This window comes from Aliikangiella coralliicola (assembly GCF_007004725.1).
GTDB classification, from domain to species: Bacteria; Pseudomonadota; Gammaproteobacteria; order Enterobacterales; family Kangiellaceae; genus Aliikangiella; species Aliikangiella coralliicola.
Window position 1 is genome coordinate 182,255 of sequence record NZ_ML660170.1, and the last position, 24,279, is coordinate 206,533.

Consider the following 24,279-nt stretch of genomic DNA (forward strand, 5'->3'; position numbering starts at 1 on the left):
ATAAATGTAATTACCGGCAACAGAGGCCTGGTAAAGTCTTTCCCTTGTTAATTAAACTCTGTTAAGCGCCAACTCACTATTAGACTTTGGTATCAACCGGCTAATAATGAGTTAACGAATGCTGATTAATTATCGAGAATTAACCAGCTTCCTGAATTTTGACTTTCCATATTTGCGGGCCTGTTTTATGTACTGAATCGCCATTAGTATCAACAGCGACAGTGACAGGCATATCTTGAACTTCAAATTCGTAGATGGCTTCCATTCCTAACTCTTCAAAGGCAACGACACGAGATTGTTTGATTGCTTTCGAAACAAGAAAAGCAGCACCACCAACGGCCATCAGATAAACTGATTTGTTTTTCTTGATAGATGCCAACGCCGCATCACCTCTTTCGGCTTTACCGATCATTCCCATCAGACCGAGACCGCCTTCCGATTTGTCATTGAGCATCATGTCTGAATACTTATCCATTCTGGTTGAAGTTGTCGGGCCTGCCGGACCCACCACTTCGTCACCAACCGGGTCAACCGGTCCTACGTAATAAATAAACCGACCTTCAAAATCGACGCCTTCAGGTAAGCTCTCGCCTTGGTCGAGTATATCTTTAATCTTTTTGTGAGCAGCGTCGCGACCAGTCAATATCTTGCCGGATAGCAACAAAGTATCTCCAGGTTGCCATGACTCTATTTCTTGTTGAGTGATGTTGTCCAAGTTGACTTTCTTAACACTGTCACTTGCTTCTTGGGTAATCACGGGCCAATCTTCCAAACTTGGCGCTTCAACAAAGCTCGGGCCGTTTCCGTCGAGCACAAAATGGGCGTGTCGTGTCGCGGCGCAATTTGGAATCATCGCGATAGGCAATGACGCAGCATGCGTTGGACAATCATTAATCTTAATATCGAGAACAGTTGTTAAACCACCAAGACCTTGCGCGCCAATACCGAGCTGATTCACTTTTTCGTATAATTCAAGGCGTAGCTTCTCAACCGGGGTTTCCGCGCCTCTTTCAATCAGTTCATGGATGTCGATCGGGTCCATTAAAGACTCTTTAGCCAACACCATCGCTTTTTCTGCGGTTCCACCAATCCCTAAACCCAGCATCCCTGGCGGACACCAGCCTGCGCCCATTGTAGGAACAGTTTTCAGTACCCAGTCAACAATAGAATCATTCGGGTTTAACATCACAAACTTAGATTTGTTTTCAGAACCACCACCTTTTGCAGCAACAGTAACATCGACAGTGTTTCCTGAAACCATTTTGACATGCACAACAGCAGGCGTATTGTCCTTGGTATTTTTACGTGGCCCGACCGGGTTTGCGACAATGGAAGCACGGAGTGGATTATCTTCGCTCAGATAAGCGCGCCTCACACCTTCATCAACCATCTGCTGTACCGTTAAATCAGAATCCCATTGAACACCCATTCCAATTTTGACGAATACAGTGACAATCCCGGTATCCTGGCAAATTGGCCTTTTTCCTTCCGCACACATGCGAGAATTGATCAGCATTTGAGCCATAGCGTCTCTAGCTGCAGGGTTTTGTTCTTTCTGGTAAGCGCTATAAAGCGAATCGATAAAATCTTTGGGGTGGTAATAGGAAATATATTGGAGCGCACTTTCTACGCTATCAATAAAGTCAGTTTTATTAATGACCGTCATTCAAAAATCTCCTGGTATGACTCCTGGAATGTGACAATCCGGAACTGGTATTTTTAATAGTCCTTAAGATTGCGAAGCAGGAAACTGGTCTGTCCAGTTGTTGATTTGGGACAATACACTAAAACGTGTGACTAGTGCAAGAAAATTACAATTTGGAGCGAGTGGAACCAATCATAATAAAGTCCCGTTTTCAGGTGCGCGTATTATAGATCAACTGGTTAAATTGATCAGCCCTGATTTTAAATGATTCAGAGATATTCTTCCTTATCACTCTGAAAAAAGCGTTCGTTTAAGACTATCGCGAAACAACCTGTCAGACCTATTGCAAACTAAAATTTTGCAATAAAAAAGCCAGTCATAAGACTGGCTTTTTACTAAGATCTACTTTTAATAGATATTCTGGTTAAGTTACTTCTTTCGAATTTCTTTTCCAGTTAAATATGGCGTCCCCTAGGGGGTTCGAACCCCTGTTACCGCCGTGAAAGGGCGGTGTCCTAGGCCTCTAGACGAAGGGGACTAGATTGTGAATTTATTTTTCAATTGATGTCTACATTAAGTAAATGTCAGTTGAAAAATTGGTGGAGCTAAGCGGGATCGAACCGCTGACCTCTACACTGCCAGTGTAGCGCTCTCCCAGCTGAGCTATAGCCCCAAATTCGGCGGGAATTCTAAGGGCTAACCTTGGGCCTGTCAACCGCTTTGTTATATTTTTATTACGTAATTGTTCCGACTCCCGGAACATGATCGATTTTATTGAGTTTAATGGGCGTGTTTATTGACTTGAATTATCGATATTTAGTCAGCAGAATAACAACTCAGCAACTAAATTGAACAAATCTTAAGCGCCTGGTGACTGCGTCAGATTCTAAATGAATTGGCCTGGTGATTGGACGCAAATGAAAAATTAAAAAAGCGAAGGAAAAGCTCATAAAGTAATCAAAAAGATAAACTGATATATTGACGAATTGAGCAGAGCTTATCAATTTTGTTTTTTCTTCTCTCGCTTCCAAGTTAATCAACAAAAATAGGAAACCTTTTAATGAAACCGAAAATAATAAACGCGTCTATGATAAAAATAATACACGCCCTCACCTATCTTTCATTAATTTTTATTTCCTCTTCGAGTTTGGCAAACAAAAAACCATTTACCGCAGAAGATTTAGTTTCAATGGAGAGGATCAGAAGTGCCACCCTTTCACCTGATGGAAAACATGTTGCGTACGTGGTACGTAAAACTGATTTACAGGCGAACAAGGGACTTACAGATATTTGGCTAACACGTTTAAGTGATAACCAAACTCGGCAACTAACAACTAATCACAGCGCGGATTATTCACCTAAATGGACTAAAAATAGTCGCTCGCTTTATTTTCTGTCGTCAAGAAGTGGCTCTTCACAAATATGGAAGCTCGATATAAATAAAAATGCACTACAGCAAGTAACGCAATTTGAAGTCGATGTGTCTAGTTTTAAATTATCCTCGGAAAATAACCGCATCGCTTTTTCAGCAAAAGTCTTTCCCGACTGTAATGATTTTAAATGTACTCAATCACGTTTAGAACATTTGAAAAATCAAAAGTCGAGTGGCGTCGTTTATGACAAAATATTCGTGCGACATTGGGATCACTGGCTCGACCAAACTCAGTCGCAGCTATTTGTAACTGAGCTTAATCACAAAGGTTTGTTAAAAAATAACAAAATTACCCCGGTATCTAAGTCAGTTAACGCTAATGTTCCGTCCAACCCATTTGGTGGCGACGAGGAATATGAATTTGCTCGAAATGGTAGCGCGGTTTATTTTTCGGCACGACTACAAAATTCAAAAGAACCGACATCAACCAATTTTGATATCTATCGTGTGTCAATTGATAAACCAGAAAAAGCAATCAACTTAACAAAAGAAAATCTTGCCTGGGATACTCATCCTGTAATCAGCAATGATGGTGAAAAACTCGCCTATCTGGCAACAACTCGCCCCGGATATGAAGCTGATCGTTTTGAAGTGATTATAAGAAATATTCGTACTGGAAAAATTTCTCGAATAACACAGAATTGGGATCGTTCATTCAACAGTTTACAATTTTCCAAAGACGATAGATCACTATATTTAACCGGTAACCATTCAGGAATCAAAGCACTTTGGAAATTGGATATCAAAACAGGGAAAAAAATACAAATCAATCAAGAAGGCGCGGTTGTTGGCGTGACGGTTTCCGATGATAAGATTGTTTTTGCTAAAGACTCCTTAAAAAGCCCAGTACAACTTTATAGCAGTGATCTTGACGGAAAAAATCAAAAGCAAGTTACCTTTAACAACCAAAACAAACTAGATAACATAGCATTCGGCGAATACGAACAGTTTCAATTTAAAGGCTGGAATAATGAATTGGTAAGTGGCTATGTCATAAAACCAGCTAATTTTCAGCACGATAAAAAATATCCATTAGCATTTCTCATCCACGGTGGCCCACAAGGTAGTTTTAGTGATCATTTCCATTACCGTTGGAATCCCCAAACTTATGCTGGACAAGGCTTTGTCGCTGTAATGATCGACTTCCACGGTTCAACAGGATATGGGCAAAAGTTCACCGATTCAATTTCTCAAAACTGGGGTAGCAAGCCACTGGAAGATTTGCAGAAAGGCTTAGCTTTTGTGTTAGAAAAGTATCAATTTATTGACGGTACAAAAAGCTGTGCACTGGGTGCTTCCTATGGCGGTTACATGGTTAACTGGATAGCAGGAAACTGGCAAGATGAATTTGATTGTCTGGTCAATCACGACGGTATTTTCGATAATCGAATGATGTATTACACAACCGAAGAATTATGGTTTGTCGAGTGGGAACACGGTGGTCCATACTATGCGGCATCTGCAACACATGAGAAGTATAACCCCGCTAATTATGTTAACAACTGGAAAACACCGATGCTCGTTATTCAAGGCGAACTGGATTATCGAATTCCGGTGACTCAGTCTTTGGCAACATTCACCGCACTGCAACGCAAGGGAATAAAGAGCAAGCTTCTTTATTTTCCTGACGAAAATCATTGGGTTTTGAAACCAGCGAATAGCATTCAATGGCACAAAGAAGTGAACAACTGGTTACACGAGTTTTTGTCTGCCGATTAATCGACAACCAGCCTCTCGATAAACCAGGCTGTGACATGAGAAAAGAAAGTCAGATTCAAAAATTGATTCAAACTGGCTTCAACCTTGAATCCGCAGATTTCGTGATAAAGACACCTATTCTGCGGAATTTAGGTTCAAGATAAAATAATCAAAAAGACGAATAAATACTGAATAAGAACTATCAAAAAAATAACTAATAAAAATAAGAGCTAAAAAAATACCCTGGAGAGGTCCAGGGATTTGAAGTAACCTACAGACGGGGATTAAGTAACTCTACAAATACAAATACAAATACAAATAAATTAATACAAACTTCGATAAAAGTATCAATGTAAGGATGAATGGCCGCCATACAATCGGTAGCCAGCTTTAACTATTTGGCTATCCAAAACATCACTTCCTTCACATTCTTTTTCAGAATTGCTCGGTAAGTGTAACTCTCCACAAGTAGCACATGCTTTAACTTTCATTCTACCTTTATGAAAAGTTGCCCATTGGTGTTTAATCTTAACCATAACTAGTTTCCTCTTAAAGCTCCTTGGATATTCTATGGGAGCATTTTCCACGAATTTGCAATGAAAGCATAGGACAGGAATCTGAAAGAGGTGTGGCAAATTTGCCGGGCTTTTTGTGAGATATGTCTCAATATTTGTAAGAAATTCGCCTTAAATTCTCTAGTGAGATAAAAATCAGCGGTTTTCGAATGGTTTGCTATTTAAATAAATATTGGCATTTGAGATTAATCTAAAAAAACCTCTTATTATGTTTATTGTGAAATGCCGCTTATTGTTGACAATAGCCGCTTAGATTATAAGCGGCTATTAATTTTAGAGGTTGTCGACGCGAAATAAACTAGCCTTCGTAAGTTGCTAGTTGCGCGATAAACTCTTCTTCATTAATGACCGCCACTCCCAACTCTTGAGCTTTAGTCAGTTTTGAACCGGCAGACTCCCCCGCCACGACCATAGTGGTTTTCTTCGAAACGCTACCGCTGACCTTTGCGCCGAGTTTTAGTAAACGCTGTTTCGCGTCATTTCGCTTCATTTCAACCAAAGTTCCGGTCAATACCCAGGTTTGCCCTAATAATGGCTGTTGGTCTTCATCAGGCACTTCAATTTCAGGCCAGACAACACCACTTTCAAGTAGCTCCGTCACCACTTTTCTATTATGTTCATTGGCAAAAAATGACACCAGGTGCTCCGCGACAACTTCGCCAATATCTTTAACCGCTTCCAGTTCTTCTTTGGTCGCAGCCTGGACAGCTTCAATGGTCAGGAATCGATTCGCCAAATTCATTGCTGTAACTTCACCGACCTCGCGGATTCCGAGCGAGTAGATAAACTTCGCCAAGGTTGTCTGCTTGCTCTTTTCAATCGCTGACAACAAGTTATCAACGGATTTTTCGGCCATTCTTTCCAATGCTAGTAGTGGCTCTCTCGGCAATCGATAAATATCAGCAACAGTTTTTAACAGGTTTTCATCACATAAAACGTCCACCAGTTTATCGCCTAAACCCTCGATATCCATCGCTTTTCTAGACGCGAAGTGCTTGATCGCCTGCTTCTTCTGAGCATCGCAAAAAAGTCCGCCGGTACATCGATAAATGGCCTGGTCAGCTTCTCTTTCTACCGCAGATTTACAAACTGGACATTCTTCAGGGACATCGACTTCAACAGTATCGCTCGGGCGCTTATCAACAATAACTGAGACGATCTGGGGAATCACATCACCCGCCCGTCTAATTATCACGGTATCGCCGGCGCGTACATCGAGTCTCTTTATTTCATCCATATTGTGTAATGTTGCATTCGATACGGTTACCCCACCGACAAATACCGGCTCTAGTCGCGCCACTGGTGTAATTGCGCCAGTTCTCCCAACCTGAAAATCGACAGCGACCAGTTTGGTGAGTTCTTCCTGTGCGGGAAACTTATGGGCAATCGCCCAACGGGGTGCCTTTGCAACAAAACCCAATTGTTGCTGAGTTGCTATATCGTTAACTTTATAAACAACACCGTCAATTTCATAGGGTAAAGATTCTCGGCGAGCAAGAATCTTCTCATGGTAACTCAGACATCCCTTTGAATCGGCCACCTTTTCGGTCTCTGGGCAGACTGGCAAGCCCCATTTTCTCAGCTGAAGTAATCTATCGTAGTGATATTCAACTGGCTCAGATTCTTGTAAGGTTCCAATCGAGTAAAAATAGACTGATAATTCTCGCTCAGCAGTAATAGCGGGATCGAGCTGGCGCAAACTTCCAGCGGCCGCATTACGAGGATTAGCGAAAGTCTTTTCGTCATTTTCCAGCGCTTTTCGATTAATTTCCTCAAACACACTTTTAGGCATGAAAACTTCGCCACGCACATCAAGTAATGGTGGAAAATCTCCGCGCAATCTTAGGGGAATGCTCTTAATCGTTCTAATATTCTGGGTAACGTCTTCTCCAGTTTTACCATCGCCTCGCGTCGCAGCGGATTCTAAAACACCGTCACGGTAAACGATACTGATTGCCAGCCCATCAAGCTTCGGCTCGCAAGTAAACTCCAGTTCTGTTGAATCATCCAACCGATTGAATAAGCGTTGATTAAATGCAGCGAACTCTTCTTCACTAAACACGTTATCCAACGACAACATTGGCGTTAAATGCTCAATTGGTTGAAAAACCGAATCTGATTTTCCACCCACTTTCTGGGTTGGCGAGTCTGCTGTAACTAACTCAGGATGCTCTGCTTCAATCGCCTGTAACTCACGCATTAAACGATCATATTCAGCATCGGGTACAGTAGGATCATCAAGTACATAGTATTGATAGTTATACTCTTCTATCTGACGCTTTAATTGGTCTATTTTTTTATTAATGGTTTCAATGACATCTGATTTCATACAACTCACGGCCTGATAATATTGATGGTACGCAATGCAAAACTAGTGATATTAAAACTAACCGTTTTAATATTTTTAGATAGTTTGTTCTGTCTATTTCTTTAACAGCGAATGTCTCGTCTGATAGTCTCGTAGTAGCTCGACCTGGTGTTGATGGGTTTGTTCTGTATAAACGCTTTTCGATTGATCGAGAATTTGGCCACCGAGTTCTTGTTTAATCAATCGAATTGTCTTCACCATCCCTTCATAAGCATTTACTGGCTCTTTCGGTCCAGGTAAAGTCATAAAAAAGGCGAATGCTGGTGTTTCAAAAGCTTCGATATTGGACAAATCAAAAGTTCCAGGATTGACTGCGTTAGCCACACTGTATAAAACCGCGCCGGGCTTGCCTGAAACGCCTGCGGTATGTCGATGAAAGATACCGAGTTCGCCATGTCTTAGTCCCTGTGACAACAAAATCGGCATAAAATCTTTACCGCTAAAAGCTTTACCCTCTTCAGCCCGCAATATTAGTGAACAAACTAAATCAGGCTCGGCAGCAACTTTACTGTCAACCTGGTTCTGTGAATCAGCCAAGTCTCCCAGTGCGAGTTGTTCGGTCGGCTGCTTTTTCGCTGGTTTACTAGGTTTGGGCATTTTAACGTCAGAATCTGTGTGTGCTCCTGTCGATCGATTGTCAATCTCTGGCTCGCCAGTTGGCTCCTGCTGCTCACTATCACTTTGATCTTTTTTACGGACATTGCCTACACCAGTAAAGTCAAAGCCTTGCGAATCAACTTGATTAGCAGCATTGCGCATCTGTTCGATTAACCGCTGTTTTTCGGTTTGTGCTTTTTTCCGGCGCTGATAGTCATACAGAATATAACCAATAACGCCGATTCCTGCGATAAGTAAAGCAATACGTATTTGCCAATCCACTGTGTTTGACTCTCCTTATTGCGTGATTAATTGAGCCGCTTCATCAACATCTACAGCAACCAGTCTTGACGCACCCGGCTCTTGCATTGTCACACCGGCCAGTGCGGTAGCCATTTCCATAGATACTTTGTTATGAGTGATATAAATAAATTGTACGGTTTCTGACATTTCTTTAACCAACTTACAGAATCGTCCAACATTTGCATCATCTAACGGCGCATCAACTTCGTCAAGCATACAGAATGGCGCTGGGTTTAATCTGAATATTGAGAATACTAACGATAGTGCCGTTAGCGCTTTCTCTCCACCCGATAACAGGTGAATGGTACTATTTCTTTTTCCTGGTGGTCTCGCCATTACAGCAACACCGGTGTCAAGAAGGTCCTCGCCGGTCATTTCAAGATAAGCATGACCACCACCAAATACTTTCGGGAACAGTTCTTTCATTCCAGAATTAACTTTATCAAAAGTTTCTTTAAATCGCGTTCGGGTTTCCTTATCGATCTTGCGGATCGCGCCTTCCAGCGTTTGTAAAGATTCTTCAAGGTCTTCATTCTGTGCATCCAGATAGATCTTACGTTCTGATTGCTGTTCATGTTCTTCAATAGCCGCCAGGTTAATCGCCCCTAACCTTTGTATTCTTGCAGCAATCGTTTCTATCCTGGATTCCCATTCCTGCTCGTTAGCACCCTCTTCCATATTCGCCAGAATCTGTTCAATATCCTGCTCTTCTTCAGACAAAGTCTCGGCCTGGTTTTTTTGCATGGTTGAATTTTCAGACCACTGCATTCTCAATCGTTCCAATCGACCACGAACCGATTGGGACGCTTGCTCTGCATCATGTCGTTGTTTTTCGAAAACTCGAATTTGCTTATCAACTTCTTCTAAAGCTTCACGCGCTTTTGCTAACTCCTGCTCAGACTCAAGCCGTTTTTCCAGCGCCGATTCTAGTTCTATTTGTAGATCGTCATCGGGAGAATTCACCTGGCCGAGATTTTCCTCAAGAGTAATCTTACGCGATTGTAATTCTGCTATCTGAGAATTCATTCGCTGGTTGGTGGATTGAACCGAGTTGATTTCTGATTTTAAGTTAGCAACATTAAGCTCAATTTTGTGGGCATTGTCTTTGGCTAACTGAAGTTGAACGCGCGCTTGTTCTTGCGCATTTCGCTTCTCATCTTTTAAACGCGTCAGGGCTTCTTTTTGCTCGAGATCGTCGGCCATTGCATCAACCAACCCTTCCAGCGAAGAACGACTTTGCGCAACCAACTGTTCATCGGCTTGAAGTTGTTGAGTCAGATCCAGATATTCTTTTGCTAGCGTGTCTTTACGACTAGTTATCTGCTCTAGCTTTGCTTGCTGCGAACCAACTTGCGCTCTTAACTCACTGTATCTTTTATTGGCCGTTCCCAATTGGCGCTGTTTCGCTTCCCACGCAGCTTCCAGATCTTTTAGCTTATCTCGTTCAATATCAGCCTGCTCATTGAGCTCATCTAGCTTGGCTTCCATTGTTTCAAGTTCAGCAGCTAATTCTTCGATTTCCGCTTCGCGTTCTAAAACATTCGCTTCATTAGCTTCTCTTTTCGCGACCCGTGCCCAGTTTGGCCCGATCCAGAAACCTTCCCGGGTAATCACAGACTGGTCTCCAGTCAGTGATGAGCGAATCGCAATTGCCTCTTCAACAGATTCACAAACTTTCACTTTGTCTAAAATGTGAGCAACGCTCTGCGCATTAGAGACTTTCGCCAATAAGTTATCCGAAAACTCAGCAATGACTTGACCATTGATTTCGCTACCGAGCAATGTCAGTTTACCGGCTGATAATTGTTCAAAATCTGCCAGTAAGTCACTTAAACCATCCACTGATATAGCTTCAAGATAATCGCCCAATACGATTTCCGTCGCAAGCTCCCATCCAGATTCTACTTTAATAGATTGTGCTAGTTTTTTGTTTTCACTTAAGTTTTTAGAACTCAGCCACTCATCGGCAGCTTTGTTGTCAACGCCTAACGCGGCTTTTTGTAAAGCAGAAAGAGAGATATGACGGCTTTGCGTTTGTTGTAATTCGCGGCGAGATTGATCAATTGTTGACTGTCGGTTTCTACGAATTTCGCGGAGTTCAGAAATTTGATCGAGCAGCTCTTCAACCGATTCACTCAATGACAGCGTCTCTTCTTCGGCTTTCGAAAGCTCCAGAGACGCCTCAAGCATACTTGCCTCTATGGGCTGCGCTTGTAGGTTTTCTTTCTCTTGCTGATTGCTCTCGATACGCTTAGCCAGTCTCTCGATGACTTTTTCAAAATGCTGGATCCGAGTGCGCTCAACTTCCATCTTCTGACTATTTTGGGAACTCAGTTTATTATAGCTATCCCACTCTTGTTCCCACTCTAACATCGCTGCTTCAATTTCAGTCAGAGACTCTTGAGCCTGCTCCACTGTATCTCGCTGCAATTCGAGTTCTGGCTCGGCTTCTAACAGTCTTGCCTTAAATTCTTCAATTTGTATTTCATCTTCACCCATCTGTTCCATCAGTTGTTTGAGCGATGAAGTAACGTGTTGTAAGTCATCGTTCAGCTGCCCACGGCGTTCTTTTTTATGGGCGATACCTTGCTCAAGTCTGGCGATATCTGCACCAACACCATAATATCGACCCTGAGCAGCGTTAAACTGTTCGGTTAAATCGATATGGGCTTCTCGAGTTTGCTCAATCTGATTATCGGCATGCCGTTGCTCAGCAATGCGCGATTCCAATTCGGTTTCGAGCTTGGTGATTTCCGAAGAAAGCGTTTCAACCTGGCCATGGAACTTTCTCCATTTTAGCGCTGAAAGCTCGCTCTTCAGTTGCCTTTCCTGTTGTTTATAATCTTTATATTTAGTGGCAGCGTTTGCTTGACGCTGCAAGTGAGCGAGCTGTTTGCCCAATTCTTCACGAATATCGGCCAAACGCTCCATATTTTCCCGCGTATGGCGAATACGATTTTCAGTTTCCCGACGGCGCTCCTTGTATTTAGAAATACCGGCGGCCTCTTCCAGGAATATTCGTAGTTCTTGTGGTTTAGATTCGATAAGCCTTGAAATCATGCCCTGCTCAATAATCGCATAACTTCTTGGGCCTAGCCCGGTTCCGAGAAAAATATCGGTAATGTCTTTACGGCGACACTTAGTTCCGTTGAGATAGTAACTGGCCTGGGGGTCACGGTTAACGGTTCTTCGAATAGAGATTTCGGCATAATTAGCGTACTCACCCTGGACAGTTCCATCGGTATTATCAAAGACCAACTCAATACTCGCCTGACCCACTGGTTTACGTGATGTAGAACCGTTGAATATGACATCCGTCATAGAGTCGCCGCGCAGGTGTTTGGCTGAAGACTCTCCCATTACCCAACGGACCGCGTCAATCAGGTTAGATTTTCCGCATCCATTAGGACCGACAATGGCCGTTAAGTTTTCTGGAAAAGGGACGCTGGTTGGGTCAACAAATGATTTAAAGCCTGCTAGTTTTATTTGTTTTAATCGCATTATAAAATTCTATTACCAATACTCTTTATGTTCTTGTCTAAGTTCTTATGTTTATCTCGGTTTATGTGCGCTTAGCCATAAACAATTTGTATCATCGCTCGCCGAAATTAAGACATGAAATACCACGAATTACTTTTAATAAAGTCGCAATGGCGACAATTAATTCATTACAATTTTCGGCTAGTTTTATCAAACGCATTAGTTTAAATTATTTCCAGATTAAAACACATCAAAAACATAAGAATTAGGAGTAAAACTTTCCATATGCCGCAATCTACAATTGGTGGTGCTCAATATTTGAGCAAAGGCTTGTCTTTAATATGGCAACCAGGGGTAAGAGCATTTGTTTTTATACCATTGTTAATCAATTTGGTGCTTCTTTCCGGTGCGACTTTTTATGCCATCAGCAATCTGTCAGATTGGTACGAAGGTCTGAAGAACAGTGAGTATTCTATCGTACAATGGTCGGTCGAAAATATGGGTTGGTTACTGTGGCCTCTGATTGTTATTAGTGTTTTAGGCGTTGTCATTTTCTTTTTCGCCTTTATCGCCAACTGGATAGCTGCGCCCTTTAACGGACTGTTATCTGAAGCCGTAGAACGGCACCTTGCAGGTGGTTCCCTTAATCAACAGCCAACCAGCATGAAGTCTCTTGTAGCTGACATTCCAAGACTCTTAGCCCGTGAGTGGCGTAAGTTAACCTATTACTTACCCAGAGCGCTGGGATGCCTGCTTTTATTTGTTACCCCACTGGCGATTATCGCGCCAATTATCTGGTTTTTGTTTAATTCATGGATGGCCGCAATCCAGTATATTGACTACCCAATGGATAACCATAAAGTGCCTTTTCGCAATATGTTAGATATGATCAAACAAAGGCGTTCCGGTCCATTTAGTTTTGGCGCAGTGGTAATGCTGCTGACCATGATTCCAGTGGTCAATATTTTCGTCATGCCGGTGGCAGTCGCCGGCGCAACGAATCTCTGGTTTGATCATTACCGGGAATAAAACTTAAATAAGAGACAAACAACCAAGCCTCAAGTATAGGATGCAGTTAACCGAAGCCCGATTGACCATCATGAACCAATTTTGGTAAGTGGGCTTCGAAGTATTTCAGGACAGTGCGAAAAAGATTTTTCTAACCTTGTTTTACTAATTTTACTTATCGTCGAGCGACAAGTGATCAGTCGAAGGCTGAGGGTGTTCTTCCGGTGGCTTTTTCGGCAGAATCCTTTCTCCGGCCTTAGCTAAAGACAAGGCGCTCGTATCTACTTCTCTCTTCTCATACACCTTATCTGGTAAAATCTGGGCACCAACCGCAGCAACGGTCAGTCCGTCACTTTGCGCCCCCTCCTGAGCAGAAGCCTCGGCGGTTTGCGTCACTTCTGTATTGGAAGAATTAGAACCTGATGAGGAATCATTAGATTGGAAAGCGGTCGTTGGCCCTGCTGATTGTGGGGCTTTAGCAGGAGCGGCCTGAGGCTTTTCTGAAGCTGAACTTTCGTCGTTTTCAACCTCTTTAATTAATGCGAGAGCCCCAGCATTTCTTAATGCCGATTGATATTTCATGGCATCGCCATAATCAATTCCTTTACGGATCACCACTTCATTGCCGCTAAATAATCGGTCTACAGCTTGCGGTGACGACTTAAAAAGTTTCACAAGGTTGTTTTTAACATCATCAAGTTCAAAGGATTTAACGATTTGGCCTCTGAAAACCACGTCAAACTTTCCTTCTATCATTTTGATTTTCCAGAATTTATCCACTGTGATAATAGGATTATAGAAAATCACAATAGAATTTGCATCCGATTTAACAAGTGATATCATTTCTTTAACGGTCTCAAATCAATCTTAAACAGCAGTAATATGAGCAGTTCAGATAGTCATTCGAACTCAGAATCAGGCGATTTTCTCGAAGAAATAGCAGATGTAAAACCTTTAAATCAAGACAAGGTGGCGTCAATTCGTACTCAAAAAGATGTCATTAACAACGAGTATCGAAAAAAAGTTGCCGAATCTTTCGCGCGTAAAGACACTAACTTTTTAACTGATGGAGAAGTTGAGCCGGTTGAGCCCGAGGCAATTCTCAACTTTAAACTGAGCGGTATTCAACCCGGTGTATTTAAAAAGTTAAAACAGGGAAAATATGGATTTGAGTATCATCTGGATCTGCACCGAAAAACGGTTGCCGAAGCGCGTAACGAAGTTTATCAATTACTCAGAAACGCCAACCGATTAGGACATCGCTCATTATTAATAACCCACGGAAAAGGGATTATGAGCAATCCACCGGCGAGGCTAAAAAGTTACGTTAATCACTGGCTTCAGCAGGTGGACATTGTTGTTGCCTTTCACTCAGCTCAGCCTCGTCATGGTGGTACGGGATCAGTTTATGTGCTACTTAAAAAGCCGACTGAACCCGATAAAATTAACCAGGCTAAATACGACTAGGGAGAAAGTAAGGTCAGTCTTCGAGCAATGCCGTGAATCAACAAATCCGTTAACAGCTAAACAAAACGGCGTCTGTAGTCAGCGACACCTATTCGTCCTTTTTCTTGAGAATTTTTTCTATTTCTTCTTTCGACATGCCTTCTTGAATATCGAACTTCATATCGCCAAGTCTGATCTCTTCGAAAACATCAACATTGGGCTTTCTTTCACTGACATGAATTTGACCAAGTTCATCTTTCCATCGGTACATTACTTGATCAGCATATCGTCCCATCGGCAATGCCGACTCATTCACACGGCCGCCACTGAAAATTGTCCCTATATCAGACAAAAACGAAGAAATATCGCCGCCGTGATTATATTTGTCCCAAGCTAAGGAAACCTGTCCAAAATCTCGTCCACCAAACATCTGCAGACCAGCAACAACGAGTCCGAAAAGAATAATAATTACGATCAGCTTTTTAAACATTATCTTTCACTAAAAATTAGAGAGTGGTCCAATAATACGAATATCTGATTGGACAATCAAACGACAATTTATCAATTATAGCCGCTTAATACGCGATCCTGTTTTAACTTTATAGTAAGGCTGATTAGAAGGTACTTCAAATTCGAAATACATCGAGGCTCGATGAGCAACGTATGCGCCATCTTTTTGTGCTGGTTCGTATTTCCAGCGTCGAAGTTTTGACTTGATTTCATTCACAAAAACATGAGGGCCGTCAGTTTTAAAGCGCATATTACTTACATTCCCTCGCTCATCAATCACGAAATCAACTTTTACGCTGCCTCTCAGTTTTTGATAATATGCCTCTGCTGGATAGGCAGGATAAGGGGTTTTTAACGCTTTTGGCTCTACATATTCTGTTCTGGCATGGGATTTAGCATCTAACAAAGCAATTTTAAGCGCTTGTTTCTCAACTTCTAACTCTTTAGCCAATTTAACTTTCGCAACAACAGCTCTACTTTCTGCGTTTGAGTTTCGAATAAATTTTTGGAACTCAATGATTCTTTTTTCTGTTGAACTATCGGCTTTGGAAACCTTTAGCGGCTTGACCAAACGATTTGAGTTCAGATTTCTTCTTTCAGAATCAACAACAAGCTCCATCACAGGTTTCTTAGTCACATCATTTTTGATAGTTCTGCTGTCAGATTTCGAGTTGTTATCTGTGCTATTCTTCTTTACATACTTAGGGACTTGTTTTACTCGCTGTTCAATTTTGGATTTATCAACAACAAGCTCACTCAAATGAGAATCAGCCTTTTCATTTTCAGTTTTTGGCGTAAAATTGAGCGTCGAACTTTTCTTTTTCGAAACTATTCTCTCGATATTAAATTTGTCCGAAGTTGATTGCCCTCTTTCTAAGGATTTAGCAGGTGCTATTTTAGCGGGAAGATCGACGGCTTTAGATTTTGCCTTTCCACCATCGTCAAGATCACGAAATGTTGTATCAGAAACAACACCAGGTTGAGTCTCGTTAGAAGGTTCAGTTTTTGGGAGAACCAGGGCATTATCTTTAACCATATCAATACTATTCGTTGCTGCCATCGCTGCGAAACTAAATGCGATCGCCGAAACCAAAAACAACAATGCGTTTAACGAGGGTAATCGCTGACGCTCAATTGATACAATCCGGGTAATTCGGTTTTTCAGATGTCCATCCGAAGCGGCAACAGCAATGAGAGACAAATTCCCTTCTTTTAACTCTGCAGTACTTAGCAAGGCCTTTGCGAGCTCTAAACGCGACCCCTGATCATCTCCTACGACCTTTAATGCAACGGAATCGCAAATGTACTCTCTCTCTTCACGAATGACTCGATTAATCCAGTAAATACATGGGTGGAAGAAAAACAGCACCTGAATGGTACTTTGTATTAGATTAACCAGAAAATCTAACCGTTTAACGTGCGCCAACTCGTGAGCAAGTATGAGTTCTAATTGCTGTTTATCCAGCCCAATTGTGATAGCCACAGGTAATAAGATTGTTGGTTTTAACCAACCGATAACAACCGGTACATTTGCCAAACCTGACTTTACAACTCTAACTGGCCGTGTAATTTTTAGCTGCGAAACAATCTGGTCGACCATTGCCTGGATTTCCGCTGAAACCGGACAAGTATCTTTTCTCGATAAAACGTAAGTTCGCTGCACATCAATTACGAATTTTAGTAGTGTGAGAAAGACTCCCACAGCCCATAAAAGAACCAGGTAAGACTGGTTAATAGATTTACCTAAAAATTCGATAAAGTAGGTGTTTTTGGGTTCATCTTTCCCCATGTCACTCGACAGGGATTGAACCACGATTTCCTCGCCGTGGGTGGCTAGTGTAAGCCCCTGATTGATTATTGTCGGGTCTTGATAAAAATATCCAAAAGTAACTATCGGCGCTATACAACACATCAATAACGCTAAGATCGCCGAAATATATCTAAAATGAAAAGAGTTATTAGAAGTGACTAAAAGAATACTCTTTAAAAACAGCGCAATAAGTGCCGCTTGCCAAGAAAAGTGCAATAGCGTTGACGCCAGGCTTGATATTAAATGCGCGTCGTACGACTGCAGAATAAATTCCATATTACTTATTGTGCTCTAGCTGATTAAGAATTTCCCGAATTTCAGCAATCTCTTCCTTGCTCGTTCGACCATGTAAAGCACTAACAACTAGCTGGGAGGCCGATCCCTGAAATACTTTTGAAATCATGTCTTTCACTAATTGCCCCTGAGTTTCAGCGCGACCAACACAAGCTTCATAGACATGTGCACGAGCCGATTCATCTCGCGTAAGCAGTCCTTTCTCGTACATGATTTGCATGATTTTTAGAACGGTCGTATATCCGGTAGCATGATCCGCTGACAAAACCTCGTGCACTTCCCTTACGGTCACCGCACCTTTTTGCCATAGAACCTGTAAAATTTGCAATTCAGCCTGAGTAGGCTGTAGTTTTGTCGACATTATTTCCCCCGAAAAACAAGCGACGCCTAAGCTAATAACCACAGACTATATCTGCAAACAAGCCGCTAAATCAAATTATGAGAACAAAAATTCAATAAATTCAATAAATTTAATCTTTTTCTTATGCTCTGCTCAATTTAGCTCGCCCCGGAATTAGCATGATCTGGGTTTACCTGCAGCTTCTATTAGCAGCAAAGTCAACTTTCCAATTTTTGAAGATATATCGAGAATAGAAACGCTCTAGACTAACTCTCAGCGCTGGCTGTAAACATGTTTTGCCAAACCAGAAAATCAGAGTGTTCAGCATCGATCAATTCAAATCCAGCCAGGTATTCCCCGCCGGGAACTTCTTCGAACCACTTGACTTCACCTGTTAGCAAAAACTTATAACCACCAGATTCGAAGTTAATCAATAATTCTAGAATGGAGCTGATAATGAAGGGATATTGGGATTGAATTTTTAAACCGCTCTCTGAAATATCACGGGTCGTGCACTCCAGCATAACATTGTCATCGGCTCCGTTGTCCGACGCAGAAAGCACTTCTATGAAGATTTTTTCTTCCCTGGTTTGACGGTGATGTTTTCTCTGCTCAATACTCATTTAAATATTTCTCAACCTTTCCTTGTATACAAGTTCTGCGTTACGACCATCAAAACTTATACCGCTCCCACTATTTAGAACGTGTGGTTTAATATTACGTTGCAATCAACTTATCATTATTTTGTATTAATGTGATGCTAATGAAACCCAGTTTTCATAGCTATTTTCAATAATTTGTAGCAGTTTAATCCCAATAAAATAAGTGGGTACTTCATCGACTTCCAGGCACCACTTCACTTCTCCCAGAAACTCGAAACGTGAATCCGGTTTGCTCGCTTGAACAATCACCGGCAACACGCAACCAAGTGGTAATGGTCTCTGAATGACGAGCTTTAAGCCTCCAGCAGAGATATCTTCAGTGTTACACTCGTGAGTTTCCTGCCGGGCACTGCCATCTTGACTTGAGTACCGAATAACAATCGAGTGCCTTTTCTGCCGCCGCTCCTGGCGTCTTAAGTCATCAAGTTCTTCAATAATTTCTTGTGCCATTTAACAAACTTCATAAATGAGATTTTTACTAACTTAGAGTATAGGTTAGCTTTTATGATTTTGCTAAAAGGGACAAAAACCGAAGCCCGATTATACAATCGGAGACAGAGACCCTCTCCTTAACTATTTGTTTTTAATATTTATTTTAACGCCATTGTTATTCTTAATACAATGAGTATTACTATCTCAGCTTTTATTTTCCTGAATGTATCTATCAACCAGCTCTTCCAAAATATCCAGCGGGACTGCACCATTATTGAGTATAACTTCGTGAAACTTAGCCAAATTAAACTGCTGACCCAAAGACTCCTTGGCTTTTGCTCTGAGCTCAAGAATTTTCATCATTCCAACCTTATAAGCACAAGCTTGTCCAGGCATTACGATATAGCGTTCAATTTCTGACACAACATCCGATATCGCCATGCCGGTATTGGCACTCATGTAATCTATTGCCTGCTGTCGAGTCCAGCGTTTTGCGTGTATGCCGGTATCAACGACTAATCTGACAGCTCTGAAAAGTTCCGCTTGCAAACGACCAATATTGTCGAATGGATTCCGTTGGAAACCCAACTCCCAGGCAACCCTTTCGGCATACAAAGCCCACCCCTCGGTATAAGCAGTAAATGGCGCAAAACGTCTAAAATATGGGATATTTTCCAGGCCTTGTGCGACAACTATCTGAAAATGATGTCCGGGAATCGCCTCGTGATAGGCGAGCGTCCTCATACTATATTTAGGTGTTGCTTTAATATCGTATAAATTGGCGTAAAAAACGCCCGGTCTCGAACCATCAATTGCCGGTGGAATGTAGTAAGCGCCGGCACTGGTTTCTTCTTTAAACTTAGGTATTCTTTTTACCTCAACTTCCGCGTCAAATGGAATATTAAATGCTTGCCCTAGCCCGTCATTTATCTCATCGATAATCGTCTGATAATCTGCTAGTATCTGTTCCCTTCCCGCCTCAGTATCTGGATAATAGAATTTCTCCTGGGCGGCCAGCTCACCAATTGCGGCACTAAACCCCTGGGTAGTGTCAAAGCCCTCACTTTTTAAGATTTCGAGAATTTCATTTTGTATTCTGGCAACTTCTTGAATACCGACGTGGTGAATATAATCGGGCGTATAGTCAGTACTGGTAAACAACTTTAATGCTAAACGGTAAGCTTGATCACCATTCGGTAACTTCCAGATGCCATCTCTATCATCTGCTCTATCAGCCAGGCCAACAAAATAACGGGTCATTTCAACATAGGCAGGATAAACATCTTCAACAATTGCCGTTTTTGCCTGTTGCAGAATAGCGTCTTTCTCCGCCTGTTCGATTTCCGAAAGTTTTGCCAACTTATCTTTCAACGCCACGTAGAGAATATTCTCCTCAACCTTGGTATTGGAAAAATTTTGCATCTCCTCAACAACACGTGCGATCACAAATTTTGGTGGAATAATTCCCTGCTCGGTTCTCAGTTTGATGCCTCTCAAAGCCTGAGAAAATTTTCTCGGTAATTTTTGCAACCGTGAAATATAGTGCTCTGCGTCTTCTATCGTATTAACTTGGTGTTGCGACTCCATGAAAGACGGGAAACTATTTTGCACACCGAAGAGTTGATTAACCGGGTAGTTATGGCGGGCGAATGGTGCAGCCTCTTTAGCAAACTCGAATAAATATTCTGCAATTCGCTTGGAAATTCTTTCATTTTCATCCAAGTCTTCGTTGCGGTAAGTTTTAAGAACTTCGTACTCTTCGGCAAAATATTCAAATAATTGATCGGTAAACTCAGGGCTCGCATCGTCCAATTCTGCGTTATGCCCGTTAATCCCTTTAGGCTCCAGGAAATGTAAAGAAGTTAATGCTTCGGGTCTTTGTAAAACAATTTTTAAGGCAAATCGGTTAAAGAAATTATTAATATAAAATGGTCTTGCCGACCACTCATGCCAAAAAAATAAACCGCCTAAAATCACCATGATTGAAATCAGAGTGATTAGCCAAATTATTATTTTTTTTAACACCTGTTCATACTCCTTTAAAACAATCAGCTCTTTCTTTTATAGATTTTTGGCAATACCCAATGGTACACATTGGGCAGAAAACGTCGGATCTGATAACCCAATTTTGGCAACCCATTCGCGACTATAATTTCCTTTTTAGAGGTGTTCAGTTTCTTTAACAATATTTCGACAAAACGCTCTACCGGTAACCCATGTTCAATTTCATCATCGACTTTGCCGTACTTCGACATATCACCAGTGAGCGCGTTTTCACTGATGCTGGTCTTGACAAAACCGGGGCATACAACAATGACATTAACTCCCTGACTCGCCACCTCAGCCCTCAAACAATCCATGAAACCTATTAACGCGTGCTTTGCACCAGAATAAGCGCTTCTCATAGGCGACCCAAGTTTTCCGGCGACACTGGCAATATTAATGATCGTCCCTTCAACCCTGTCTATCATATGAGGTAATATCGCCTTGGTTATCGCGATGGTACCAAAGTAATCGACCTCCATAATCTTTCTGTCGACTTCCAAAGTGGTATTGACCGCAAGCGACCGTTGGCTTATTCCACCGTTATTGAACAAGACATCGATTCTTTGGTGAAATCCCAGAGCTCTTTCTACAATACATTGGCTCGCTTGTGTATCCGTAAGGTCGAAAGCCAGTAAACGATGTTCATCAGGATTTGCACAAGCGCTAAGCACCCGCTCCAACGCTTCAATATTTCTCGATGACATAATAAGCTTCGCGCCCAATTGATCGAGTTTCAGGCAAAGCTCTCGCCCAATCCCAGAAGATGCGCCTGTAACCCAAACTATTTTACCATTAAAATTCAATAGCTTCCCCTCACTTTTTGACGCAACAAAGTATACGCTGACAGACTTTTTCCACCTAGTCCATAATGTCAAATACTTGTAACAAGAAGTATTTTAATTATAAAAAAATGACCACTTATACATGCAATATTTACGTTGCAATATTTTTTTTATTTAATCCGCCTGTAATAAATCTCAGATTCAAATTTTTTCACTGATTTAGTCAATAACTTATTGATTTTCAAAACATGTTATAAAGTTCCACCAAATTTGTAATACGTGAACCAATTCACAAAACCTTTGCAAACATTTGCTAGTATCGGTTGTTCAAAAAATGCAAATAGCAATAAAAATCATCAATAAATAATTAACAGTGTTGTGTGGGGTTAAAATGAGATGGTATACGCTTGACAATGGCCGTTTGTGCCTGGGGACAGATAAACAACAGTACGCTAATTTTCACATTGCCACAGACGTGGTATTACCTGAGAAAATTACGGCACCGCTAAGAGTTGAACATGTAGAGTTGATCGGCTCCTTTCCTGAAGACTGGTATTCTGACGAAAAAATAAACGACAAAATCAATAATACAGCGCGCCACTTTTTTGGCATGAAAAATTGTACTTACCATTAAAGCCGCGACAAATTCTATAATTGCTCATTGGAGTATTCGATGTTAGACAAACAAAATACAACAAAAATGGAGCAAGGAATGCCGACAAAACTTCAAAATATGGAAAATTCACAGGAAGCTTTAGAAGAAAATCTTGAGGGTGCTATTAATGCACTGCAAGAGGAAGCCAGTAATTACCAAAATGCAGGGCTAACTCAAATTTCAGCTTGGTTAGACTAGCTTCAATAAGCGCCTGGTTTATCAATTTCAATAATTCGCTTTAGTCTGAAAAGACAAAAAAAGGCTTAGTTAATAGAGAAATGCATCGGCAATATTATCAATTGCCGATGCATTTTTAGTCTCTATGCAGCGTTAATAACTTCAGTAAGTTCGCCGTTTTGGTGCATCTCTAACACAATATCGCAACCGCCAATTAATTCACCATTTACCCACAACTGTGGAAAAGTTGGCCAGTTAGCATACTTTGGAAGCTCTGCTCGAATGTCAGAGTTCTGCAAAATATCCACATAGGCGAATTCTTTACCGCAAGACATTAATGCTTGAGAAGCTTGGGCAGAAAATCCACACATCGGCGCTTCAGGTGAGCCTTTCATATACAGAATGATTTTGTTCTCTTCTATCTGTTGCTTAATTCTATCAATAGTTTCCATATTTTCCTCAATACAACGAACTCAATGGCTAGATTTTTGCTTCAACCTTCTCAGCGAGAGACTGCAGGAGCTAAAATCTAAGTAGTATTTAAGACCATAATGTCAAAGTATTGATTGTAAACGCTATTAATGCAGAAGGCTACGCATACCCTTAATCTTTAACACTGGAACATATCAGGTTAATCGATATATTGATTTTTTCTATCAGGTCCTGAAAGCGGTCTTTCATTTTTCTGTATCCTGAATTAAAAAGCGACTAAAATACAACAGCACAACAAAATAACCATTCTAGGAGCTAAAATGTCTTTTGAACTACCAGCATTACCCTATGCTAAGGATGCACTTGCACCGACAATCTCTGAGGAAACCATTGATTTTCACTATGGCAAGCACCACAACACTTATGTTGTCAATCTCAATAAACTGGTTGCTGACACCGAATTTGCATCAATGAGTTTGGAAGAAGTTATCGTGAAATCAGAAGGTGGTGTTTTTAATAACGCCGCTCAAATTTGGAACCACACATTCTACTGGAACTGTTTGACACCAAATGAAACAGCCCCTTCTGCAGAATTAGCTGAAGCAATTAACGCAGCCTTCGGCTCAATCGATGAATTCAAGTCTAAATTTATCACTTCCGCGACTACTAACTTTGGCTCAGGTTGGACCTGGTTAGTAAAAAATGCTGAAGGCTCATTGGAAATAGTAAACACCAGTAACGCCGGTTGCCCTCTGACGGAAAATTATACTCCGTTGTTAACCATCGATGTTTGGGAACACGCTTACTACATCGATTATCGAAACGCACGTCCTAAATACCTGGAATCTATCTGGGGAATTATTAACTGGGACTTCGTATCAGGAAACTTTGCAGGCTAAGCGTTCGAATTCACTATTCGTTCACTTTAGAGATAGGGATTATCTCGTAAGATCAAAAGCGGTCATTTTTCGATGGCCGCTTTTTTTATTGTCGATAATCAATACTTTTTTGCACTTTTGGTTAATCCCCTGCAACAAGACAGGTTATTTTCCTACGCCAATGAGTAAACATCTCGCTTTCAAATTAATTTGCCGGGTACTAGAATCATTCACTGACTTTCGTGTCATGTTTAAAACCAACCCCTTTACGATAATTAACTCATTGCATCAGACAAGGACGCCCGATGATAATTCGACTATTTTATTTTTGTCTTTATATTTTACTCAGCTTTCCCGCGAATAGCTTTGCCCTCTACGTTTATCAAGACGAAAACGGTAATAAAGTTTTCTCAGATATTCCTCCTGCTAAAGGAGAATTCAAAGAACGAGCCCAACTTGAAATTAATACCCTAAAGTGGCAGGAAACGCCACAAATTAACCACTATAAGCGAAAGTCGAATCGAAAAAATTCACAAAAGCAGACTGATAAAAAGAAAAACAAAAAAGCCAACTGCGCGAAACTAGCTTCAAAAATCGAACTCCATCAAAACCGTTTGCGAACCAAACAAAGTCCTGCACAGTTTGATAAAAACAAACAGGCACTTGTCAAGTTACGCTGGAAATATCGAAAAAGCTGCTAAAATCTTCG

The 24,279-nt window shown here is 41.3% G+C and carries 21 protein-coding genes and 2 tRNA genes; 7 read left to right on the top strand and 16 right to left on the bottom strand.

Annotated features, from left to right (window positions below):
* Positions 1 to 139 precede the first annotated feature (139 nt).
* The 3 genes from FLL46_RS22895 to FLL46_RS22905 form a co-directional block, all read right to left on the bottom strand.
* Entirely contained in the window at positions 140 to 1,666 is a 1,527-nt protein-coding gene (locus FLL46_RS22895) for a fumarate hydratase (RefSeq protein ID WP_142934111.1), read from the bottom strand.
* Positions 1,667 to 2,107: 441 nt separating this feature from the next.
* Positions 2,108 to 2,183, bottom strand: a tRNA-Glu gene (locus FLL46_RS22900).
* A gap of 59 nt (positions 2,184 to 2,242) precedes the next feature.
* Positions 2,243 to 2,318 (bottom strand) — tRNA-Ala (locus tag FLL46_RS22905).
* Between the two features lie 387 nt (positions 2,319 to 2,705).
* Between FLL46_RS22905 and FLL46_RS22910 the strand changes: the two genes are divergently transcribed.
* Complete coding sequence (locus FLL46_RS22910; protein WP_210418800.1) at positions 2,706 to 4,796, top strand: alpha/beta hydrolase family protein; 2,091 nt, start codon at positions 2,706 to 2,708, stop codon at positions 4,794 to 4,796.
* Between the two features lie 326 nt (positions 4,797 to 5,122).
* Here the strand turns inward: FLL46_RS22910 and FLL46_RS22915 are convergent, their stop codons facing one another.
* The 4 genes from FLL46_RS22915 to smc all read right to left on the bottom strand — a co-directional run bounded on the left by FLL46_RS22915 (position 5,123) and on the right by smc (position 12,119).
* Positions 5,123 to 5,311, bottom strand: coding sequence for a hypothetical protein (locus tag FLL46_RS22915; RefSeq protein WP_142934113.1), 189 nt, complete (start codon positions 5,309 to 5,311; stop codon positions 5,123 to 5,125).
* 337 nt (positions 5,312 to 5,648) lie between these two features.
* A complete protein-coding gene (gene ligA, locus FLL46_RS22920; protein ID WP_142934115.1) occupies positions 5,649 to 7,679 on the bottom strand; it encodes an NAD-dependent DNA ligase LigA in 2,031 nt (676 codons plus the stop codon).
* Positions 7,680 to 7,772: 93 nt separating this feature from the next.
* On the bottom strand, positions 7,773 to 8,597 hold the full coding sequence (zipA, locus tag FLL46_RS22925; RefSeq protein ID WP_142934117.1) for a cell division protein ZipA: 825 nt from the start codon (positions 8,595 to 8,597) through the stop codon (positions 7,773 to 7,775).
* A gap of 15 nt (positions 8,598 to 8,612) precedes the next feature.
* Entirely contained in the window at positions 8,613 to 12,119 is a 3,507-nt protein-coding gene (gene smc / locus FLL46_RS22930) for a chromosome segregation protein SMC (RefSeq protein ID WP_142934119.1), read from the bottom strand.
* 264 nt (positions 12,120 to 12,383) lie between these two features.
* On the opposite strand from smc, the gene cysZ reads away from it, so the two are divergent.
* Positions 12,384 to 13,127, top strand: coding sequence for a sulfate transporter CysZ (cysZ, locus tag FLL46_RS22935; RefSeq protein WP_142934121.1), 744 nt, complete (start codon positions 12,384 to 12,386; stop codon positions 13,125 to 13,127).
* A 150-nt stretch (positions 13,128 to 13,277) separates the two neighbouring features.
* On the opposite strand, the gene FLL46_RS22940 is transcribed toward cysZ, so the two are convergent.
* Entirely contained in the window at positions 13,278 to 13,862 is a 585-nt protein-coding gene (locus FLL46_RS22940; protein ID WP_142934122.1) for a hypothetical protein, read from the bottom strand.
* A gap of 126 nt (positions 13,863 to 13,988) precedes the next feature.
* On the opposite strand from FLL46_RS22940, the gene smrA reads away from it, so the two are divergent.
* Positions 13,989 to 14,573 (top strand): DNA endonuclease SmrA, encoded by a 585-nt coding sequence (gene smrA / locus FLL46_RS22945; RefSeq protein ID WP_142934124.1) that lies wholly within the window; start codon positions 13,989 to 13,991, stop codon positions 14,571 to 14,573.
* Between the two features lie 88 nt (positions 14,574 to 14,661).
* Here the strand turns inward: smrA and FLL46_RS22950 are convergent, their stop codons facing one another.
* The 7 genes from FLL46_RS22950 to FLL46_RS22980 form a co-directional block, all read right to left on the bottom strand.
* Positions 14,662 to 15,042, bottom strand: coding sequence for a hypothetical protein (locus FLL46_RS22950; protein WP_142934126.1), 381 nt, complete (start codon positions 15,040 to 15,042; stop codon positions 14,662 to 14,664).
* Between the two features lie 75 nt (positions 15,043 to 15,117).
* Positions 15,118 to 17,148, bottom strand: coding sequence for a M56 family metallopeptidase (locus FLL46_RS22955; protein WP_142934128.1), 2,031 nt, complete (start codon positions 17,146 to 17,148; stop codon positions 15,118 to 15,120).
* 1 nt (position 17,149) lies between these two features.
* Positions 17,150 to 17,527, bottom strand: coding sequence for a BlaI/MecI/CopY family transcriptional regulator (locus FLL46_RS22960; RefSeq protein WP_142934130.1), 378 nt, complete (start codon positions 17,525 to 17,527; stop codon positions 17,150 to 17,152).
* A gap of 245 nt (positions 17,528 to 17,772) precedes the next feature.
* Entirely contained in the window at positions 17,773 to 18,129 is a 357-nt protein-coding gene (locus FLL46_RS22965; RefSeq protein ID WP_142934132.1) for a PilZ domain-containing protein, read from the bottom strand.
* A gap of 126 nt (positions 18,130 to 18,255) precedes the next feature.
* Positions 18,256 to 18,618, bottom strand: coding sequence for a PilZ domain-containing protein (locus tag FLL46_RS22970; RefSeq protein WP_142934134.1), 363 nt, complete (start codon positions 18,616 to 18,618; stop codon positions 18,256 to 18,258).
* Between the two features lie 186 nt (positions 18,619 to 18,804).
* A complete protein-coding gene (locus FLL46_RS22975) occupies positions 18,805 to 20,625 on the bottom strand; it encodes a DUF885 domain-containing protein (RefSeq protein ID WP_210418801.1) in 1,821 nt (606 codons plus the stop codon).
* Positions 20,626 to 20,648: 23 nt separating this feature from the next.
* Positions 20,649 to 21,449 (bottom strand): SDR family oxidoreductase, encoded by an 801-nt coding sequence (locus FLL46_RS22980; protein ID WP_168204295.1) that lies wholly within the window; start codon positions 21,447 to 21,449, stop codon positions 20,649 to 20,651.
* 370 nt (positions 21,450 to 21,819) lie between these two features.
* On the opposite strand from FLL46_RS22980, the gene FLL46_RS22985 reads away from it, so the two are divergent.
* On the top strand, positions 21,820 to 22,062 hold the full coding sequence (locus tag FLL46_RS22985) for a hypothetical protein (RefSeq protein ID WP_142934138.1): 243 nt from the start codon (positions 21,820 to 21,822) through the stop codon (positions 22,060 to 22,062).
* A gap of 39 nt (positions 22,063 to 22,101) precedes the next feature.
* A complete protein-coding gene (locus tag FLL46_RS22990) occupies positions 22,102 to 22,281 on the top strand; it encodes a hypothetical protein (protein WP_142934140.1) in 180 nt (59 codons plus the stop codon).
* Positions 22,282 to 22,403: 122 nt separating this feature from the next.
* Here FLL46_RS22990 and grxD read toward each other — a convergent pair whose 3' ends face one another.
* Complete coding sequence (gene grxD, locus FLL46_RS22995; RefSeq protein WP_142934142.1) at positions 22,404 to 22,712, bottom strand: Grx4 family monothiol glutaredoxin; 309 nt, start codon at positions 22,710 to 22,712, stop codon at positions 22,404 to 22,406.
* Positions 22,713 to 23,012: 300 nt separating this feature from the next.
* On the opposite strand from grxD, the gene FLL46_RS23000 reads away from it, so the two are divergent.
* Together FLL46_RS23000 and FLL46_RS23005 are read left to right on the top strand one after the other, a co-directional pair.
* On the top strand, positions 23,013 to 23,591 hold the full coding sequence (locus FLL46_RS23000; protein ID WP_142934144.1) for a superoxide dismutase: 579 nt from the start codon (positions 23,013 to 23,015) through the stop codon (positions 23,589 to 23,591).
* 284 nt (positions 23,592 to 23,875) lie between these two features.
* The gene (locus FLL46_RS23005) at positions 23,876 to 24,271 is read left to right on the top strand and encodes a DUF4124 domain-containing protein (protein ID WP_142934145.1); all 396 of its coding nucleotides are present in this window, start codon (positions 23,876 to 23,878) and stop codon (positions 24,269 to 24,271) included.
* Positions 24,272 to 24,279: the final 8 nt, after the last annotated feature.

Excerpts from the sequence above, each read along its gene's own strand:
- FLL46_RS22895 (WP_142934111.1), bottom strand. The coding sequence starts at position 1,666 with ATGACGGTCATTAATAAAACTGACTTTATTGATAGCGTAGAAAGTGCG.
- FLL46_RS22910 (WP_210418800.1), top strand. The coding sequence starts at position 2,706 with ATGAAACCGAAAATAATAAACGCGTCTATGATAAAAATAATACACGCC.
- FLL46_RS22915 (WP_142934113.1), bottom strand. The coding sequence starts at position 5,311 with ATGGTTAAGATTAAACACCAATGGGCAACTTTTCATAAAGGTAGAATG.
- ligA (WP_142934115.1), bottom strand. The coding sequence starts at position 7,679 with ATGAAATCAGATGTCATTGAAACCATTAATAAAAAAATAGACCAATTA.
- smc (WP_142934119.1), bottom strand. The coding sequence starts at position 12,119 with ATGCGATTAAAACAAATAAAACTAGCAGGCTTTAAATCATTTGTTGAC.
- cysZ (WP_142934121.1), top strand. The coding sequence starts at position 12,384 with ATGCCGCAATCTACAATTGGTGGTGCTCAATATTTGAGCAAAGGCTTG.
- FLL46_RS22940 (WP_142934122.1), bottom strand. The coding sequence starts at position 13,862 with ATGATAGAAGGAAAGTTTGACGTGGTTTTCAGAGGCCAAATCGTTAAA.
- smrA (WP_142934124.1), top strand. The coding sequence starts at position 13,989 with ATGAGCAGTTCAGATAGTCATTCGAACTCAGAATCAGGCGATTTTCTC.
- FLL46_RS22950 (WP_142934126.1), bottom strand. The coding sequence starts at position 15,042 with ATGTTTAAAAAGCTGATCGTAATTATTATTCTTTTCGGACTCGTTGTT.
- FLL46_RS22955 (WP_142934128.1), bottom strand. The coding sequence starts at position 17,148 with ATGGAATTTATTCTGCAGTCGTACGACGCGCATTTAATATCAAGCCTG.
- FLL46_RS22960 (WP_142934130.1), bottom strand. The coding sequence starts at position 17,527 with ATGTCGACAAAACTACAGCCTACTCAGGCTGAATTGCAAATTTTACAG.
- FLL46_RS22965 (WP_142934132.1), bottom strand. The coding sequence starts at position 18,129 with ATGAGTATTGAGCAGAGAAAACATCACCGTCAAACCAGGGAAGAAAAA.
- FLL46_RS22970 (WP_142934134.1), bottom strand. The coding sequence starts at position 18,618 with ATGGCACAAGAAATTATTGAAGAACTTGATGACTTAAGACGCCAGGAG.
- FLL46_RS22985 (WP_142934138.1), top strand. The coding sequence starts at position 21,820 with ATGAGATGGTATACGCTTGACAATGGCCGTTTGTGCCTGGGGACAGAT.
- FLL46_RS22990 (WP_142934140.1), top strand. The coding sequence starts at position 22,102 with ATGTTAGACAAACAAAATACAACAAAAATGGAGCAAGGAATGCCGACA.
- grxD (WP_142934142.1), bottom strand. The coding sequence starts at position 22,712 with ATGGAAACTATTGATAGAATTAAGCAACAGATAGAAGAGAACAAAATC.
- FLL46_RS23000 (WP_142934144.1), top strand. The coding sequence starts at position 23,013 with ATGTCTTTTGAACTACCAGCATTACCCTATGCTAAGGATGCACTTGCA.
- FLL46_RS23005 (WP_142934145.1), top strand. The coding sequence starts at position 23,876 with ATGATAATTCGACTATTTTATTTTTGTCTTTATATTTTACTCAGCTTT.